We start from the raw sequence: 15,280 nt of genomic DNA on the forward strand, positions 1-15,280 counted from the left end.
GGTGCGCCGCGCCCCTCCTTCTGAGCCGTCACTCCGGTACGCATCCCTGCCCGCATTGCTGGGCAAACGCTGACCGGAGTGACGGCTCGCGCGAGGGAGGGCCCCGCTCGGCTCGCGCCAGGGAGGCCCCGCTCGGCTCGCTCCAGGGGCGCATCCCACCGGCGACCCTCACTCCCCGGGGAGCCGCAACTCAGCTCCGCTCCGCGAACGCCCGCAGAAGCTGGGCCGCGAGTTCGTCGGGCGTTCGCCAGAGCTGTCGCTTGGTCACCACGATGACCATCCATCCCCGCGCTGTCAGCCGGTTCCGTCTCTCGACGTCCCGGGTGTGCTGGTCGGAGTATCCGTGGTGCTCGCCGTCGTACTCGAGAGCGATCCGGCGTTCTGGGTCGGCGAGATCCAGACGATAGGGCGTCCCCGGCACCCGGTACTGCACCACCAGCCGGTCGAGCCCGATGTCCCTCGCGAACATTCGCAGCCGGGTCTCCATCGGCGACTCGGCGAGGGGCGCGCACAGCGCAGCGTGCCGGAGTGCGGTACCCCGGCGGGATACGCCCCGGTTGAGCTCGGCCTGGGTGGGCACCGCAGCCCGCGCGTCCACTCCCAGGCGGCCGGCTCCGTCCAGTGCGGCGACCGCGTCGTCTCGCGGCAGGTAGCGCGCGAGGTCGAACAGGGCGCGGTCGAAGGTCGCCACCCGGATCGGATGGCCGTGCGGCCCGATGAACTCCTCGTGCTGTCCATCCGGGATCGCGAACTGCCGCGACAGCACTCCCGGACGTCGGATGCGTCGATCGCCGGTTGCCACCTCGAGGGGAGGGTCCCGCGGCGGCCACGGGTGGCCGTGGAACAACGCTGCCGTCCATCCGGTCGCCACGGCATCGGGGCGGACGACCGTCAGCGCTTCGAGGCGTAGTGCGACGGTGTCCCTCGAGCCGTGCGGGACCCAGACGCCACGGTGTGGTGCCCGTCGTCCGGCCGTCGCCCGGCGTCGACCGCGCAACCGGACGAGATCCTGGAAGCCGAGGGGCTCGGGAGTGGTGGGCACGGGGACGAGCCTTGACCACGACGAGCCGGCCGGACCAGACTCCTCGGTCTTCGGGGGCCTCCCTGTGGATGGCCCCGAGGGGGTGTGGAAATGCGGGCATGCAGATCGGCGACGCCGCCCGATCGGGAGCGAGGCGCCGTCCCGCCCGATCGGGAGTGAGGCGCCGTCCCGCAGGGGTCCGCCGCGGTCGACCGTGCAGGCCCTGCCTTCAGCCGTCACTCCCGTCAGCATCCGCCCAGGTGAACTCTTGGCAAGACGTACCGGAGTGACGGCCCGCCTCGGTGGGCGGCGGAACGGAGCGCGGGCGGCACGGGCACGGGGGCGGTGTGACGCGGGTCGCCGGAGGGCCTTCCCGGGGCCGGTAGACTGGGTGATCATCGGCCGACCCGAGCGCAGGGTGGAGCGCGCGCCCGCGGACGGCCGACCGTAGAGCCCAGGCCACCGAGCACACCAGGAGTTGACCTTTTCGATGACCACTGTCGCCGTAGTCGGAGCCACGGGCCAGGTGGGACGCGTGATGCGCGCCCTGCTGGAGGAGCGGGATTTCCCGGCCGATGAGGTGCGGTTCTTCGCCTCCGCACGGTCGGCGGGCACCACGTTGCCGTTCCGTGGCGAGGACATCGTGGTCGAGGACACCGCCGCGACCACCGACGAGGAGCTCGCGGGCATCGACATCGCCCTCTTCTCGGCCGGCGGCACCATGTCGAAGGAGCAGGCTCCCCGGTTCGCGGCGGCCGGCGCCGTCGTCGTCGACAACTCCAGCGCCTGGCGCAAGGACCCCGACGTCCCGCTGATCGTCTCCGAGGTCAACCCCGAGGCCGCGCAGAGCCCGCCCAAGGGCATCATCGCCAACCCCAACTGCACCACCATGGCCGCGATGCCGGTGCTCAAGGTGCTCCACGACGCCGCCGGGCTGCAGCGGCTCGTCGTCTCCACCTACCAGGCGGTGTCCGGGTCGGGCCTGGCCGGCGTGGACACGCTGAACGATCAGGTGACCGGCAACATCGGCGCGGGCCACGAGCTCGTTCACGACGGGCGGGCGCTGAGTGTGGACGACACGGGGCCCTACACCGCGCCCATCGCGTTCAACGTGTTGCCGATGGCGGGCGCGCTGGTCGACGACGGATCCGAGGAGACCGACGAGGAGCAGAAGCTGCGCAACGAGTCGCGCAAGATCCTCGGCCTGCCCGAGCTGCGCGTCGCCGGGACCTGTGTGCGCGTACCCGTGTTCACCGGCCACACGCTCAGCATCAACGCCGAGTTCGAGCGGGACATCACCCCGGAGCAGGCGCGCGAGCTGCTGTCCACGGCCGCGGGCGTGAAGGTCGTGGACGTGCCGACCCCGCTGGACGCTGCGGGCATCGACGAGTCGCTGGTGGGCCGCATCCGCCAGGACTTCTCGATCGAGGGCAACCGCGGGCTCAACCTCATGGTCTCGGGCGACAACCTGCGCAAGGGTGCGGCGCTCAACACCATCCAGATCGCCGAGTTGCTGGTGAAGTGACGCCCCGGCGCGTGGGTTAGCGGCCGCGGGCCCGGCCGTCGGGGACGACGACGACAACGCCCCCGGCCTCACCATCGACGAGCCGCCGCCCGGTCACGCAGACCGGGCGGCGGCTCGTGCGTGTGCATGGGCGAGCGGTGGACCGCGGGAGCACCCGCCACTACCTTTGCCCGGTCCGAGAAACCAACCGGGAGCCGCGTGCTCCCAGACGGAACAGGTGACGTACACATGCACGTACTTTCCAGCAGGGTCCACACCATCATCGGCCTGATCGTCGGCGCGGTCCTGGTGATCGCGCCGTGGATCTTCGGGTTCGCGGACGTCGAGGCGGCCACGTGGTCGGCGGTCATCATCGGCGTGGTGATCTTGTTGAGCGAGCTGACCACGACGAGCCCCGTCAGCCCGATGAAGCTGGTCCCCATGCGCGTCCATGTGTGGATGGATGTCCTGGTAGGCCTGGTCCTCGCGGCGTCGCCGTGGATCTTCGGGTTCGCCGATGAGGACCTCATCGTCTGGCTGCCGCACCTCCTCGTGGGTATCGGCGTGATCGGGTACGCCCTGCTCACCCGAACGGATGACGACGTCGTGCCCGACAGGGCCCGTGAGCCGCACTCGACCAGCGGGCTCTGACCCCGAGCGACCGCACTGGACGGCCCGCTGCCCGGCCTCACGCGTCGGGCGGCGGGCCGTCAGTACCCGCGGCCGTACTCGACGACGGACAGCAGGTCCTCGCCGTCGCCGAACCTGCGGAGGTTCTCCGCGAGCGGCCCGGCCATCTCCTCGGTGAGCCGTCCGGCGGGGTTGGCGACGTGGGGGGTGATCACCACGTTCTCGAGGCCGAACAGCGGGTCGTCCGGAGCGGGCGGTTCGGGATCGGTCACGTCGAGTGCGGCTCCCCCGATCAGGCCCGTGGTGAGCGCGCGGTAGAGGGCGGCCTGGTCGATCAGCGGCCCGCGGGCCACGTTGACGATCCAGGAGTGTGGGCGCAGCAGGGCCAGGGTGCGGTCGTTGATCAGGTGACGGGTCTGAGGGGTGTCGGGCGCGGCCAGCACCACGTGGTCGGCCCGGCCGAGCACCTCCTCGGTCCGCGCGGCCGGGGCGGTGAGGGCGGCTCCCTCGACGGGGCGGCCGGACCTGGTGACGGCGAGGGTCTGCGCTCCGCACGCGGTGAGCAGGGGCACGAGCTCGCGGCCGATACCGCCGGCGCCGATGATCGCGACCGAGGCGCCGCGGAGGGTGCGGACGGCGGGGTCGACGGCGGCCTTGGCCCAGCGGGTGTGGGCCGACCGGACGACTTGGCGGGTGCCCGCGAGAAGCGGGGCGAGTGCGTGCTCGGCGACTCCACGGGCGTAGAAGCCGGAGGCGTTGGTCCAGGTCCGGCGGTCGTCGAGTAGTCCGGCGGCGACGAAGTGCTCGATTCCCGCGGTGCTCAGCGCCACCCACTCGACGTGGTCGGGAAGCGCGGGGAAACCGTCCGGACCCCCGATCCACACCAGGATCCTGGCCTCGTCCAGGGGCGCCACCGAGCCGCCCGCGCCCTCCACCGCGTCGACGAGGTGGGGGTCGCGGGTCGGCTCGACGGCCACACGCAGGCCGGTGGCGTCGCCCGGGGTGGGGCTCATGTCGGCAGGGCCTTCTTTCCCGTCTCGGTGATGGTGGACACGGTGAGGAGCCCGATCAGGCAGACCCCGATCACCCAGTATGCGGGCGCCATGCCGCTGCCGGTCCAGGCGACGAGCTGGGCGGCGAAGTACGGGGCGGTCCCGCCGGCGATGATGGTGCCGATGTTGAAGCCCAGGGCGACGCCGGTGTAGCGGACGCGTCGGCCGAAGAGCTCGGTGAACAACGGGAACGCGGGAACCTGGACCACGCCGTTGAGCACCATGTAGACGAAGTACACCAGACCCACCACGAGGATGCTCTGTGTGGCGCCGAGCAGCATGAACACCGGAACCGCGATGACGATGTAGGACAGGTACCCGGCGACCAGCACGGGCTTGCGGCCGAAGCGGTCGGTGAGGGCGCCGCTGATCGGGAAGGTGGCGCACGCGCAGGCGATCGCGATGGCGGAGGTCCAGTAGACGGCGCTCTTCCCGAATCCGAGATCGTTGGTGAGGTAGACGCTGAAGTAGGTCAGGGCGATGTAGCCGGAGCCGTTCATGGCCACCGCGACGCCGACGACCTTGGCCACGGACCAGGGGTGGTCGCGCAGGACACCGAGGAGGGGGTTCTTGACGACCTCCTTCTTCTCGGCCATCGCCTCGAACTCGGGTGTGTCCTCGAGCTTCATCCTGATGCGCAGGCACACGAAGGCCAGGGGGAGGGCGAGGAGGAACGGGATGCGCCAGCCCCACGAGGACATGGCCTCCTCGCCGACGAGCAGGGTGACCAGGCCGACGACGGCGGCGGCCACCGCGAACCCGAGCGTGGCGCCGATCGGGGTGAAGGAGCCGAAGAAGCCCCGTCGGCCGGCGGGCACGGTCTCGGCGATGTAGGTCGCCGCGCCACCGATCTCGCCGCCGGCGGAGAAACCCTGTGCCAGGCGGACCAGGACGAGCAGGATCGGTGCGGCGACGCCGATGGCGGCGTGGGTCGGGAGCATTCCGAGGATGCCGCTGGCCACGCCCATGGCCACGACGCTGGCGATGAGCGCCGTCCGGCGGCCGACGCGGTCACCGAGGCGACCGAAGAAGATCCCGCCGACCGGCCGGGCCACGTAGGCGACACCGAAGACGGCCAGGGTCGACAGGATCGACGCCGCGGGGTCCTGCGAGGGGAAGAAGAGCGGGGCGATGAAGACCGCCAGGAACCCGTAGACGGCGAAGTCGTAGTACTCGATGAGCGTGCCGACCCCGCCGGCGAGCGCCGCCCGGCGGGTGAGCCTGGGGTCGGGGGTGCGGTGTGTCGACTGCGCCGTGGGGTGGTCGGCGTCAGGTGGTGCCGCTGCTGCGTGGTGCTGCGGCTGGTGAACTTCGGTCATGGTGTCGCGTCCTTGTTGGTCAGGAGGGGCAGGCAGGGGGCGGTGAGGTGGAGCAGGGGAAGGGGGTTCAGGTCCGCGCGGGGGCGTGCTCGGCCAGTAGCAGGTCGTACGAGCTGCCGGCCTCGATGATCGCGACGGTACGAGGGTTGGGCGGGGTGCCCGTGATCCGGGTGCCGGTGGCGGCTTCCAGGGTCGCGGTGCGCCAGTCGAGTGTGATCTCGTCGCCGCGCGAGACCGCCGCGGTGACCCCCGGGATGGTGATCAGGGGCATGCCGTTGAAGGTCTCGCCGCGCCAGAAGCCGGGGGAGAACGATTCGGCGACGACGGCGGCGATCCCGAGGTCCCGGAGGGCGATCATCGGCGGGTAGTGCGGGTGGCCGTAGCCGAAGTTCCGGCCCCCCACGACGATGTCGCCGGGGCGGACGCGCTCGGCGAAGCCGGGGTCGAAGTCCTGCATGCAGGCCGCCCGCAACAGCTCGCGGTCGTAGGTCTTGATGTTGGCCACGCCCACCACGAGATCGATGTCGAAGTCGTCCCCGAAGACCCAGGCGACGCGGCCGGTGATGACGTCGGGCGGCGGCGGGTACGCGCTCATCGGGACGCCTCCCCGATGGTGCCGGTGATCGCACTGGCGGCGACGGTGTAGGGCGAACCCATGTAGATGTTCGCCTCGGGACTGCCCATCCGGCCGGTGATGTTGAGGACGCCGGTGGAGATGCAGTTCTCGTCGGGCTGGAGGGGTTGTTGGTAGCCGAAGCAGAAGTCGCAGCTCGACTCGGCGATCGTCGCCCCGGCGGTGCGCAGGACGTCGAGGATCCCCTCCGCCTCGGCCTGGGCGAACACCTTCTTGGACGTGGGGACGATGTTGAGCTCGACCGTCGGTGCGACCTTCCGCCCGTCGAGCACGAGGGCGGCCGCCCGGAGGTCCTCGATCCGTCCGCTGGCACACGACCCGATAAAGGCGCGGGTGATGGGCGTGCCCTCGAGTTCGGCCGCCGTCGAGGTGTTGGCCACGCGCGCCGAGCCCGGTCGGACGACGCGGGGCACCAGCGTCGACAGGTCGATGCTGTGGCGCGCGGCGTAGGTGGCGTCGGCGTCGGGATAGACGGGGTCGAACTCTCCGCGAGCGACCTCGGTGGCGTAGGCGATCGAGACGTCGTCGGGCTCGAAGATCGCCGACACCGCCCCGGTGAACATCGCCATCCCGCACAGGCCCTGTCGGTGGTCGATCGCCATGTCGCGGGCGCCCGGACCGCCGAACTCCATGACCTGGTGGGCGCAGCCGTCGGCGCCCACCAGCTCGATGATGGTGTGGACCAGATCGCGACTGTCGACCCCGTCCGGGAACGTCCCCGTGAGCTCGAACCGGGTGGTCCGGGGGATGTCGACGTGCACCTGCCCGGTGACCCAGGCCTCGATGAGGTCGCGTCGGATCCCCCAGCCGAGGGCGTTGAAGGCGCCCACCCCGCTGATGTGGCCGTCGAAGTGGACCAGGAAGTCGCCGGGGGTCGCCAGGCCGAGCTCAGCGGTCAACTGGTGGCCGATCCCCTCGGCCTCGTGGAGTTCGATGCCGTAGAACTCGCACCACTCCCGGGTCACGGTGTGGACCTCGGTCTCCCGCTGGTCCTTCCTGGTGAGCATGTGGTCGATAAAGACGACGTACCGGCCGGGGTCCTCGAGCGTGGTGATGCCGAAGTCCTCGTGCATCTGCCGGAACATGACGTCGGTGTACCCGGGGAAGTCGTAGGCGACCATCCTCGAGGGCCGGACGGCGTGGTTCTCCCCGGCGTGCACGGTGGGATGGTCGGTGGCCCTGGCGAGGATCTTCTCGGCGATCGTGAAGCCCATCGGTCACGCCCCCTTCGCGGGTAGGTACTCGTTCTGCATGGCCTCGATCTCGGGGAAACCGATCATCTCGACGAACTCGTGGTGGGCCATCGCGTCCGCGCTCACCTCGGCCGGAGGTTCACCCGCCGCGAGGCGACCCAGCACGGTCCGGCCGGCACCGGTGGCGGCCATGAGCAGTTGGGTGGGCAGCAGCGCCAGTCGCACGCCGATCTGGTCCAGGACCTCGGGGGTGAACTCCCGCTCCGTCCAGGTGGACGCGGTCAGCGTGGCCATGAGGGGGACGCCGACCTCGGAGTGGCAGCGCTGCCATTCCTCCACGGTGCTGAAGGTCTTGGTGACCGGCATGATCATGTCGGCGCCGGCCTCGACGTAGGCCCGGCCGCGACGGAGGGCCTCCTCGCCGGTGGCGTCCGTGCGGGCGATCAGCAGGACGTCGTCCGGGGTGGTGTCGCGGACGGCGCGGATCTTGCCCACCGCCTCGGGGACGGGGATCAGGTCGACGGGTTCGCCCACGCAGATCGGGCACGACTTGGGGGAGACCTGGTCCTCCATGAACATGCCCTGTACGCCGGCCTTGACGAACATCGTCGCCGTGCGGGCGGCGTTGACGGCGTTGCCGTAGCCGGTGTCGATGTCGGCGACCACCGGGAGTGCGGAGGCGGCGGTGATGGTGCGGATCGCGGTGAGGTTCTCGCTCATCGTGTAGAGCTCGGCGTCGGGGAGCCCGAGGGCGGCGGAGATCGCGAAGCCGGAGGCGCACAGTGCGTCGAAGCCGGCCTGCTCGGCCAGTCGCGCCGTCAGTCCGTCCCAGACGCCCGGCGCGTACACGAGCCTGCCCGAGGTGAGGTCCTTCAGGGTGGGCGATGTCATGCGCGCTCACCTCCATTTCGTATAGCGGAACGCATTTCGTAATGCGGTACGAAACTAAACGTGGTCCGCGTCACATGTCAAGCGCGGACGGTCGGGGTGGAACCGCGGCCGGCTGCCTACGATGGCGGGACCACCCGACACCCCGGACAGAACAGGACCTCGCCGTGCCCAGTCCGCCCAGGCCGCCGTCGCCCGCATCCGACGCATCGCAGAGCAGGGAACTGGTGGGTGCCCTTCTCAAGGCCTGCGCGCTCCTCGACCACTTCGGCGCCGACCGCTCCACGTGGACGCTCACCGAGCTGACCGAGGTCAGCGGCATGAACAAGACGACCGTGCACCGGCTCATGGCGACCCTCATCCACGCGGGGTGGGTCGATCGCACGCCCGAGGGCGGCTACCGGGTGACCGTGCGACTGTTCGAGATCGGGGCGTCGGCCCTGGCGGACCTGGACATCCGCTCGGCCGCCCGGTCGTTCCTGACGGGGCTGGTCGCGGAGTTCGGCGATACCGCGTACCTCATGGTCCCGGCGGAGGAGGGCGCCGTGTGCATCGACAAGGTGGAGGGGAGCGGAAGCCTCGTCGTCGCCGGGATCAACATCGGGACCGTCCTGCCGTACCACGCCGCCGCCGGCCCGGTCGCGATGCTGGCCCACTCCCCGCAGCTGCGGGACGCGTGGATCCGGCCGGGCCTGCACACCTACACCTCCCGTACGGTGCACGAGCCGGGCGAGCTGATCGCCCACCTCGACGAGGTGCGCGCCGCCGGTTACTCGCTCAGCGAGTCCGACTTCCTCGAGGGGGTGTCCGCCGTCGCCGCGCCGATCCTCGACGACGACGGGTCCGTGCTGGGGTCGATCAGCATCGGGGGTCGCTCCGAGAACTTCTCCGGCGAGATCCTCGAGGCCAAGATCGCGCACGTCACGCGGGCCGCCCTCCGGATCTCGGCGGCACTGCGAGCCGCGCGCGGGTGACCGAGGCCCGGGCCCGGGTCAACTACTCTTGACACTAGAAGTCAAGCCTGCTTAACATCGGCCCATGGCAGTTCGGGAGTCCGACGTGACCGGGCCGAACCCGGTCAGGGAGTACCGCAAAGAGAAGCGGGTCACCCAGGCGGAGCTCGCCGAGGCGGTGGGAGTCAGCAGGCAGACGATCATCGCGGTCGAGCGGGGCGACTACTCGCCGTCGGTGTACTTGGCGATTCGCATCGCGCGGGTCCTGGAACGGTCGGTCGAAGAGCTATTCATTCTGGAGGAGGAACCCCGATGACTCAGCGTGACAGCGTGTTCGACCGGTGGTCGGACCGGGTGATGAACCTCGACAGCCCGGTGTACGGCGATGAGCGGGAGCGCACGGTCTTCATGGAGGCGAGTTCGTTCGGCCTGACCATCGGGCTGTACGCGGGATTGGCGGGAGCCGTCGTCTCGGCGGCGTTCGGGCTGATCCTGCTCCCGGTGGTGCTCCTTGCGCTCACGATCCTGCCCGCGGCGGCGACCCAGTGGTATGCGTGGCGGCGGGGAGTCCACCTCAACGCTCTCGTCGAGCGGTCCGGGGCCAGGTCGGCGATGGTGACCATGGTCGGCGGGTGCGCGCTCGTCGCCCTGGTCTTCGCCGCGATGACCGTCACCGTCTTCGCCGGTCAGCCGCTCCTGCCGACTCCGTCCGTCACGCTGACACCCGGGCAGGGTCCGCTCGGCGGGGCGGCACAGGGCGCCGTGATCGGCGGGATGATCGGCGCCGTGGCCGGGATGATCGGGTCGGTCGTGAGCTACCGCAAGGCCCGCCGCGGGACGTAGCAGCGGCGTGATTGGTCCTCACCGCGGGCCCGGGTGCGGAGGCGAGCCGATGCACGATTCCGACCGGTCGTGCCCCGTGCAGGTCCGGTGGCATAGTGGGGACGGCAAGCCCCATCGTGTCCGGGCCAGCCCGGGCACGTGGCGACACCGCACGAATCCGCGCAGGTCAGCGCCTGCGCCGACGAGAGGATCGCACATGGCTATCAACGACGACGACATGACGACCACCGGCAACTCGGGCGAGGGCGTCGCCGACGGCGGTTCGAACCCCGGCGGCCACGACGGCGGTGCCGACGGCTCCGCCCAGCACACGAAGGGCGAGGGCGAAGGCCTCGCCGACGGCGGCTCCAACCCGGACGGCCACGACGGCGGTGCCGACGGTTCCGCGGACGCCGGCGAGGGCCCGGCCGACGGCGGCTCCAACCCGGACGGTGCAGACGGCGGCGCCGACGGCACGCAGTAATTGCGCGCACTCTCCCGGTGCGTCGCGTGCAGCGCGGACGAGTTCGCAGCCCGGGTCTGGGGTCAGCGGCCCCTGCTGACCCGGGCGGCCGAACTGCCACGCGACTTCACTGACCTGCTCTCGCCCGCGATGGTCGACGAGATCATCGCCGAACGCGGGGTGCGCACACCCTTCGTGCGAATGGCTCGCGAGGGCACGCTCGTCGACCGGGCGTGTTTCACCCGGTCGGCGGGTTTCGGCGCGCAGATCGCCGATCAGCTCGACCCCGACGGCGTGCTCACGCAGTTCGCCGCCGGGGCGACGATCGTGTTGCAGGGACTGCACCGGTTCTGGCCGCCGATCATCGACTTCGTCCGGGGCATCACCTCGGATGTCGGCCACCCGGTGCAGACCAACGCCTACATCACCCCGCCCGCGAATCGCGGGTTCGATCCGCACTACGACGTCCACGATGTCTTTGTGCTCCAGGTCTCCGGCACCAAGCGGTGGCGCGTGCACGAGCCCGTCCACCGTCATCCGCTCCCCGATCAGCCCTGGACCGACCACCGCGAGGCGATCGCCGAGCGTTCGAGGGACGAGCCGGTGACCGACGCCGTGCTCGAGCCGGGGGACTGCCTCTACCTGCCGCGCGGCTGGGTCCACTCCGCCGAGGCGCAGGGCGACACCTCCATCCACCTCACCGTGGGCGTGGCCCCTCTCACCGGGTACGACATGGCACGGGCCGTGATCGAGGCGCTGGCATCGGAGGAGGAGTTGCGCGCGTCGCTGCCGTTCGGGCTCGCCCCGGCCGACGCCGCTCGAGCCGAGCCGCAGGCCCGCGAGGTGCTCGATGTACTGGCCCGGCTGATCGAAGAGAGGCGGGAGGAGCTCAGCGATCTCTCCGGTGACTCGCTCGCGAAGAAGTACCTCGACCTCACCCGACCTGCCGCAATCCGGCCGCTGGCCACCCTCGACGCGGTCGACTCGCTCCACGTCGACACCCCGCTGCGGTGGCGCGACGGGCTGCACGGCTCGATCGACGAGAGTGGGTCGGACACGGTAGTGCTGAGGCTCCCGACCAAGGCGATCACCTTCCCCGCGATCTGCGCCCCGGCCCTGCGTGCGGCGATGACCGGGGATCCCGTGACGGCCGGAGTTCTGCCCGGCCTCGACGAGGCGGACGGACTGGTGGTGCTCCGGCGGCTGCTGCGGGAGGCCGTGCTGGTGGCGTTGTGAGGGTGGTGACCGCGTGACGAGGGCAGCCGACTGGGAACCGTGCAGCGACGCCGCCCTGCGCCGCGGCGACCCCATGGAGGGCTCGGGCTCGCGCGGAATGCGGTGGCTCATGCTCGAGCTCTGCGGCCCCTGGGGGCATTCGGCGTTGCTCGAGTCCCCGAGTCTGCTGCCTCCCGAACTGGGCAGGCAGATCGCCCAGCGTGTGCAGGCCGCCGACATCCGAGTTGCGGCGATCCGCCGTCCCGGTAAGCGGCCTGACCAGCGGCGGTGGCGATGGGCTCTGGCCGACGCCCGACCCGGGCAGGAATCGCTGCAGTGGGGCGAGGTCCACGGCCCCGGGGGGTACGCCGAGATTCCTCTCGACGGCTCCGCCGGCACACCGACCGATGAGCCGCTTGTGGCGATCTGCGCGCACGGCAAACACGACCAGTGCTGCGCGGTTCGGGGCCGACGAGCCACGTCGCTGATCGCCGAGCGCTACCCGGAGGCGACCTGGGAATGCTCCCACCTGGGCGGCGATCGCTTTGCCGCGACAATGATCGTCCTGCCGCACGGACTCTTCTACGGCCGCGTCGACCTGGCCGAAAACCCGGCCGACATCATCGACCGCTATACCCAGGGCCAGGTTGAGCCGCGCTTCCTGCGTGGGCGCAGCAGCTACCCGGCAGAAGTGCAGGTCGCGCAGCATCACGCCCGCGCGGCGTTCGGGGACGACCGGATCGATGCCTTCGCCCCGTTGGGCGTCATCGAATCGGACGGGCAGGTGGAGGTGACGCTGGCGGGTCCGCTCCGCCCGGTCGAGGTGCGTCTGCGGGAGACCTACTCGGAGCCGATCTTCACGATGTGTCAGGCGCGGTCGGCCGGGCCGGTCAGACAATGGGAGTTGGTGAAGATCTCCGGGGGCGGGTAGCGGGCAAGCGGGGTGCCCCATGAGTCAATAGGCCGCCTGTGAAGTTCCCGATTCTCGAATCACAACGAGCACAGTGCATCGCCGAGACCGACCCGTCGAAGATGCGATGAATCGTCATCGTCCTACTTGAATAGGACGGAACTAGGTCCTCGACCGCCCAACTACGGAACTACCGATTCTGCGGACTGCAGAGACCGCGTGAATCGCGGACTTTGCATACTCGGACACTATCGGCGAAGCGGGGAGCGGTGATCTGTGGCCGTAGCGCGAGACTGACTTCATGACCGATGATTCTTCGAAGAGCGTGTTCTCGCGTGAGCTGAAAGAAGCTGTCGGATATGTCATCTTGGAGGCCGCCGACGCCGAGGACTCGATCGCCGAGCTACTGGTCTTGCGTTCCGGTTTGGAGGCCCCAGACAAACGCTGGTGGCGCAGTGGCACCTCATTGGCAGAGGCACTAGAGGCACTAGAGGCGCTCGGCGACGACGAGTTGTGTCCGATCTCCGACGGGCTGCGCGAACTGCGCCCTAGTCGCAACCGGGTGGTGCACGGACTGTTCCTTGAAGGAAACGGGATGCGGCTGGCGATGCTCCGCAGCAACGCTACGGAGCCGTCGTTCGAGGTGACCCCCGGTTGGTCTGGCGGTGCTCTAGCCGACCTCGCGTATCGATTCCGGGTCCTTGTCCGCATGGCCGACGACGCAATTAGCGACGCAATGGGATTGGAACGCAGCCCCGGTTCACCGTTGCCGCCCCGAAAGGCCCCGGTCGTCCCGCCTAACCGTGTGTAGCGGACGCACGATACGACCCGGAGTGCTCATCTCCCGGCGAATGCGCGCTGTGGGCGCTTTCGCCCCGTAATCTATTAGGATGGCTAAAGCCGCCTCCCTCCCGCTCACGGATCAGATCGGTCGGTTCGGCGTCTTTTACGTTCGCTCGCTCCTGGCTCAGGCCGGCGTGGCTCACGGCGAGACCTCCGGAGGCGAAGATCACCTCGCTGTGGACGTCTTCGTGAACTTCCCGTCCGGTGCCTGCATCGTTCAGGTCAAGGCTGGTACCAAGGCGCGCAACAAAGATGGGAGCATCACCGTTCCGGTCAACGAGGACTGGAAGGCGAAGTGGGCCGCCAATGCGCTTCCCGTATATCTAGTGTACGTCCACCTGGAGAAAGCGCCGCCGCCGGACTGGATCGGCCACGAGAACCTCCAGACAGTGGTTCACGCCAAGGCACTGTGGGCACAGGTCAACCATGTGAGAGGGAAGAGTGTCGGACTCGCACGGGAGAATCAGCTCACTGCGGACACATTTGGCCTGTGGGCAGAGGCGTTCGACGACCAGGTGGCATGGGGAAGGGCGGCGATCGCATGACTACGACGCTCCACGATCTCACCGCCTCCTACCTGGCCTCGACGGGGTGGCTGCCCCCTGAACAGGTCGGCGACCGAGGCGGACTGTGGCTCGACCCTTCATCCCAGTTCCTGCTGCCCGTCCCTAATGACCTCTCCCGAGAGAGCGTCGACTGGCGCATGGTCGTCGAACGCATTGCCCAGGTCCGAGTCGTCTCCGTCGAGGAGGTCGTCCGCGACATCGAGCGCCAGTTGACCGACGTGGTCGAGTTGAGAGCGGCCAACGACATCGCCATTCGCGGGAGCATCTCGTACCTGGCCGGATCTGTACTCGTGCAGTCGGGCTGGACGATGCTTCGCTCGACCGCAACCACCTCATTGGGGCAGCGTGCACGGATCCGCAACTACAGCAAAGTCGGCGACGAGCTCATCGCGTCGGCGCGGATGGGGCATACCCGTGAGGGCTCGTACATCATCCCCATACTCCTGCCAGTTACCGAGCCCGTCACTGAGCACAGCGCTGAACAAGTGTTCCAAGGAATGGAGATCAGCGAGCCCCCTGAACCGACCCAGCGCCGCGTGATGCGTACGTTCGCAGAGGCTTTGGTCACCATTGATGCAGTCGTGATCCAACCGGAACGGGAGCCGCGCGGGAGCATCGACGCCGAGCTGGTTCGCTCTGGGGTGAGCAGTCAGTTCGCCAGCGCGCTTCACCGAATCCTGGTTCAGGAATCTGTTGCAGAGTTCAGCGCCGCGTTCGATTGGGCGCCGGGCGGTGGGCCTGCGCCCAAGGTGGCCAAGAGCATCCTCATCCCGGCTGCGGCCAGCGAGCGGGTTGGCAACGTCGCCCAGCGGCTCAAGACGCACGCGGTCCCGCGAGTAGAGCAGCAGTTCGTCGGACCGATTCTCGGCGTGCAGCGCGACCACGATGCCGACACCGGATCGGTGACAGTCGAAGTCATCCGCAACCACAGGCCCGCAAGCGTCACCGTCAGCGTGTCCCCAGGCACCCTCGACGATGCCTGGGGTTGGGCTCGCGACCGCAGAACCGTCGTGGTCAACAGTAAGGTCCGCCTCACCCACAGCGGACTGCAAGCCGTAACCAATGACGCCGTCACCCCGCTGATGGTTGACGTCGACCGCTCGTAGGACCCCTTCTTATCGCCCATCCGGTTGATCCACTCGGGTACACCCGTGCAGGACGGCGAAGCAGCCGCCATCGCTGCTGTGTCACAGGGTCGATTTCGATATCTATGAAACGGCGTCCCGTATGGTCTAGTATCTATCGATACAGATTCTGGGCGAAAGGG

Annotated in this window: 17 protein-coding genes; 11 read left to right on the forward strand and 6 right to left on the reverse strand. The window is 69.4% G+C overall.

Features of this window, described 5'->3' with window-relative positions:
• Window positions 1-190 precede the first annotated feature (190 nt).
• Entirely contained in the window at window positions 191-1,042 is an 852-nt protein-coding gene (locus tag CT688_RS02000) for a DUF559 domain-containing protein (protein WP_159077971.1), read from the reverse strand.
• A gap of 469 nt (window positions 1,043-1,511) precedes the next feature.
• Here CT688_RS02000 and CT688_RS02005 point away from each other — a divergent pair, with 469 nt between their 5' ends.
• Both CT688_RS02005 and CT688_RS02010 read left to right on the forward strand, forming a co-directional pair.
• Entirely contained in the window at window positions 1,512-2,546 is a 1,035-nt protein-coding gene (locus CT688_RS02005; RefSeq protein ID WP_107755552.1) for an aspartate-semialdehyde dehydrogenase, read from the forward strand.
• Window positions 2,547-2,774: 228 nt separating this feature from the next.
• Window positions 2,775-3,176 (forward strand): SPW repeat protein, encoded by a 402-nt coding sequence (locus CT688_RS02010; protein ID WP_159077972.1) that lies wholly within the window; start codon window positions 2,775-2,777, stop codon window positions 3,174-3,176.
• A 59-nt stretch (window positions 3,177-3,235) separates the two neighbouring features.
• Here CT688_RS02010 and CT688_RS02015 read toward each other — a convergent pair whose 3' ends face one another.
• The 5 genes from CT688_RS02015 to CT688_RS02035 form a co-directional block, all read right to left on the reverse strand.
• Window positions 3,236-4,168: a D-isomer specific 2-hydroxyacid dehydrogenase family protein gene (locus CT688_RS02015; RefSeq protein WP_107755554.1), complete on the reverse strand. Its 933-nt coding sequence runs from the start codon at window positions 4,166-4,168 to the stop codon at window positions 3,236-3,238.
• A complete protein-coding gene (locus tag CT688_RS02020) occupies window positions 4,165-5,526 on the reverse strand; it encodes an MFS transporter (protein WP_107755555.1) in 1,362 nt (453 codons plus the stop codon). Before CT688_RS02020 ends, CT688_RS02015 begins: the two co-directional genes overlap by 4 nt.
• 67 nt (window positions 5,527-5,593) lie before the next feature.
• Entirely contained in the window at window positions 5,594-6,121 is a 528-nt protein-coding gene (locus CT688_RS02025) for a 3-isopropylmalate dehydratase (protein WP_107755556.1), read from the reverse strand.
• Window positions 6,118-7,374 (reverse strand): aconitase family protein, encoded by a 1,257-nt coding sequence (locus tag CT688_RS02030; protein ID WP_197431458.1) that lies wholly within the window; start codon window positions 7,372-7,374, stop codon window positions 6,118-6,120. Before CT688_RS02030 ends, CT688_RS02025 begins: the two co-directional genes overlap by 4 nt.
• Before the next feature lie 3 nt (window positions 7,375-7,377).
• Window positions 7,378-8,244, reverse strand: coding sequence for an oxaloacetate decarboxylase (locus CT688_RS02035; RefSeq protein WP_107755557.1), 867 nt, complete (start codon window positions 8,242-8,244; stop codon window positions 7,378-7,380).
• A 164-nt stretch (window positions 8,245-8,408) separates the two neighbouring features.
• Here CT688_RS02035 and CT688_RS02040 point away from each other — a divergent pair, with 164 nt between their 5' ends.
• The 9 genes from CT688_RS02040 (at window position 8,409) to CT688_RS02075 (ending at window position 15,119) form a co-directional block, all read left to right on the forward strand.
• The gene (locus tag CT688_RS02040) at window positions 8,409-9,215 is read left to right on the forward strand and encodes an IclR family transcriptional regulator (RefSeq protein WP_231750463.1); all 807 of its coding nucleotides are present in this window, start codon (window positions 8,409-8,411) and stop codon (window positions 9,213-9,215) included.
• A 64-nt stretch (window positions 9,216-9,279) separates the two neighbouring features.
• Window positions 9,280-9,510 (forward strand): helix-turn-helix transcriptional regulator, encoded by a 231-nt coding sequence (locus tag CT688_RS02045; protein ID WP_182613575.1) that lies wholly within the window; start codon window positions 9,280-9,282, stop codon window positions 9,508-9,510.
• A complete protein-coding gene (locus tag CT688_RS02050; protein WP_107755559.1) occupies window positions 9,507-10,037 on the forward strand; it encodes a hypothetical protein in 531 nt (176 codons plus the stop codon). Before CT688_RS02045 ends, CT688_RS02050 begins: the two co-directional genes overlap by 4 nt.
• A 196-nt stretch (window positions 10,038-10,233) precedes the next feature.
• Window positions 10,234-10,500 (forward strand): BatC protein, encoded by a 267-nt coding sequence (locus CT688_RS02055; RefSeq protein WP_107755560.1) that lies wholly within the window; start codon window positions 10,234-10,236, stop codon window positions 10,498-10,500.
• Window positions 10,501-11,715, forward strand: a complete 1,215-nt coding sequence (locus tag CT688_RS02060) for a cupin domain-containing protein (RefSeq protein ID WP_107755561.1) — start codon at window positions 10,501-10,503, stop codon at window positions 11,713-11,715. It abuts the gene before it with no gap.
• Between the two features lie 97 nt (window positions 11,716-11,812).
• A complete protein-coding gene (locus tag CT688_RS02065) occupies window positions 11,813-12,625 on the forward strand; it encodes a sucrase ferredoxin (RefSeq protein ID WP_107757945.1) in 813 nt (270 codons plus the stop codon).
• A gap of 280 nt (window positions 12,626-12,905) precedes the next feature.
• Entirely contained in the window at window positions 12,906-13,415 is a 510-nt protein-coding gene (locus tag CT688_RS17210; protein ID WP_156607053.1) for a hypothetical protein, read from the forward strand.
• A 79-nt stretch (window positions 13,416-13,494) separates the two neighbouring features.
• A complete protein-coding gene (locus CT688_RS02070) occupies window positions 13,495-13,992 on the forward strand; it encodes a DUF4365 domain-containing protein (RefSeq protein ID WP_107755562.1) in 498 nt (165 codons plus the stop codon).
• Window positions 13,989-15,119 (forward strand): hypothetical protein, encoded by a 1,131-nt coding sequence (locus CT688_RS02075; protein ID WP_156607055.1) that lies wholly within the window; start codon window positions 13,989-13,991, stop codon window positions 15,117-15,119. The genes CT688_RS02070 and CT688_RS02075 overlap by 4 nt, the downstream gene beginning before the upstream one ends.
• The last annotated feature ends 161 nt before the right edge of the window (window positions 15,120-15,280 follow it).

Source organism: Dietzia sp. JS16-p6b, assembly GCF_003052165.1.
Classification (GTDB): domain Bacteria; phylum Actinomycetota; class Actinomycetes; order Mycobacteriales; family Mycobacteriaceae; genus Dietzia.

Coding starts and splice junctions, on each gene's coding strand:
- CT688_RS02075 (WP_156607055.1), top strand. CDS start 13,989: ATGACTACGACGCTCCACGATCTCACCGCCTCCTACCTGGCCTCGACG.
- CT688_RS02070 (WP_107755562.1), top strand. CDS start 13,495: ATGGCTAAAGCCGCCTCCCTCCCGCTCACGGATCAGATCGGTCGGTTC.
- CT688_RS02025 (WP_107755556.1), bottom strand. CDS start 6,121: ATGAGCGCGTACCCGCCGCCGCCCGACGTCATCACCGGCCGCGTCGCC.
- CT688_RS02030 (WP_197431458.1), bottom strand. CDS start 7,374: ATGGGCTTCACGATCGCCGAGAAGATCCTCGCCAGGGCCACCGACCAT.
- CT688_RS02065 (WP_107757945.1), top strand. CDS start 11,813: ATGCGGTGGCTCATGCTCGAGCTCTGCGGCCCCTGGGGGCATTCGGCG.
- CT688_RS02035 (WP_107755557.1), bottom strand. CDS start 8,244: ATGACATCGCCCACCCTGAAGGACCTCACCTCGGGCAGGCTCGTGTAC.
- CT688_RS17210 (WP_156607053.1), top strand. CDS start 12,906: ATGACCGATGATTCTTCGAAGAGCGTGTTCTCGCGTGAGCTGAAAGAA.
- CT688_RS02055 (WP_107755560.1), top strand. CDS start 10,234: ATGGCTATCAACGACGACGACATGACGACCACCGGCAACTCGGGCGAG.
- CT688_RS02015 (WP_107755554.1), bottom strand. CDS start 4,168: ATGAGCCCCACCCCGGGCGACGCCACCGGCCTGCGTGTGGCCGTCGAG.
- CT688_RS02045 (WP_182613575.1), top strand. CDS start 9,280: ATGGCAGTTCGGGAGTCCGACGTGACCGGGCCGAACCCGGTCAGGGAG.
- CT688_RS02020 (WP_107755555.1), bottom strand. CDS start 5,526: ATGACCGAAGTTCACCAGCCGCAGCACCACGCAGCAGCGGCACCACCT.
- CT688_RS02005 (WP_107755552.1), top strand. CDS start 1,512: ATGACCACTGTCGCCGTAGTCGGAGCCACGGGCCAGGTGGGACGCGTG.
- CT688_RS02050 (WP_107755559.1), top strand. CDS start 9,507: ATGACTCAGCGTGACAGCGTGTTCGACCGGTGGTCGGACCGGGTGATG.
- CT688_RS02010 (WP_159077972.1), top strand. CDS start 2,775: ATGCACGTACTTTCCAGCAGGGTCCACACCATCATCGGCCTGATCGTC.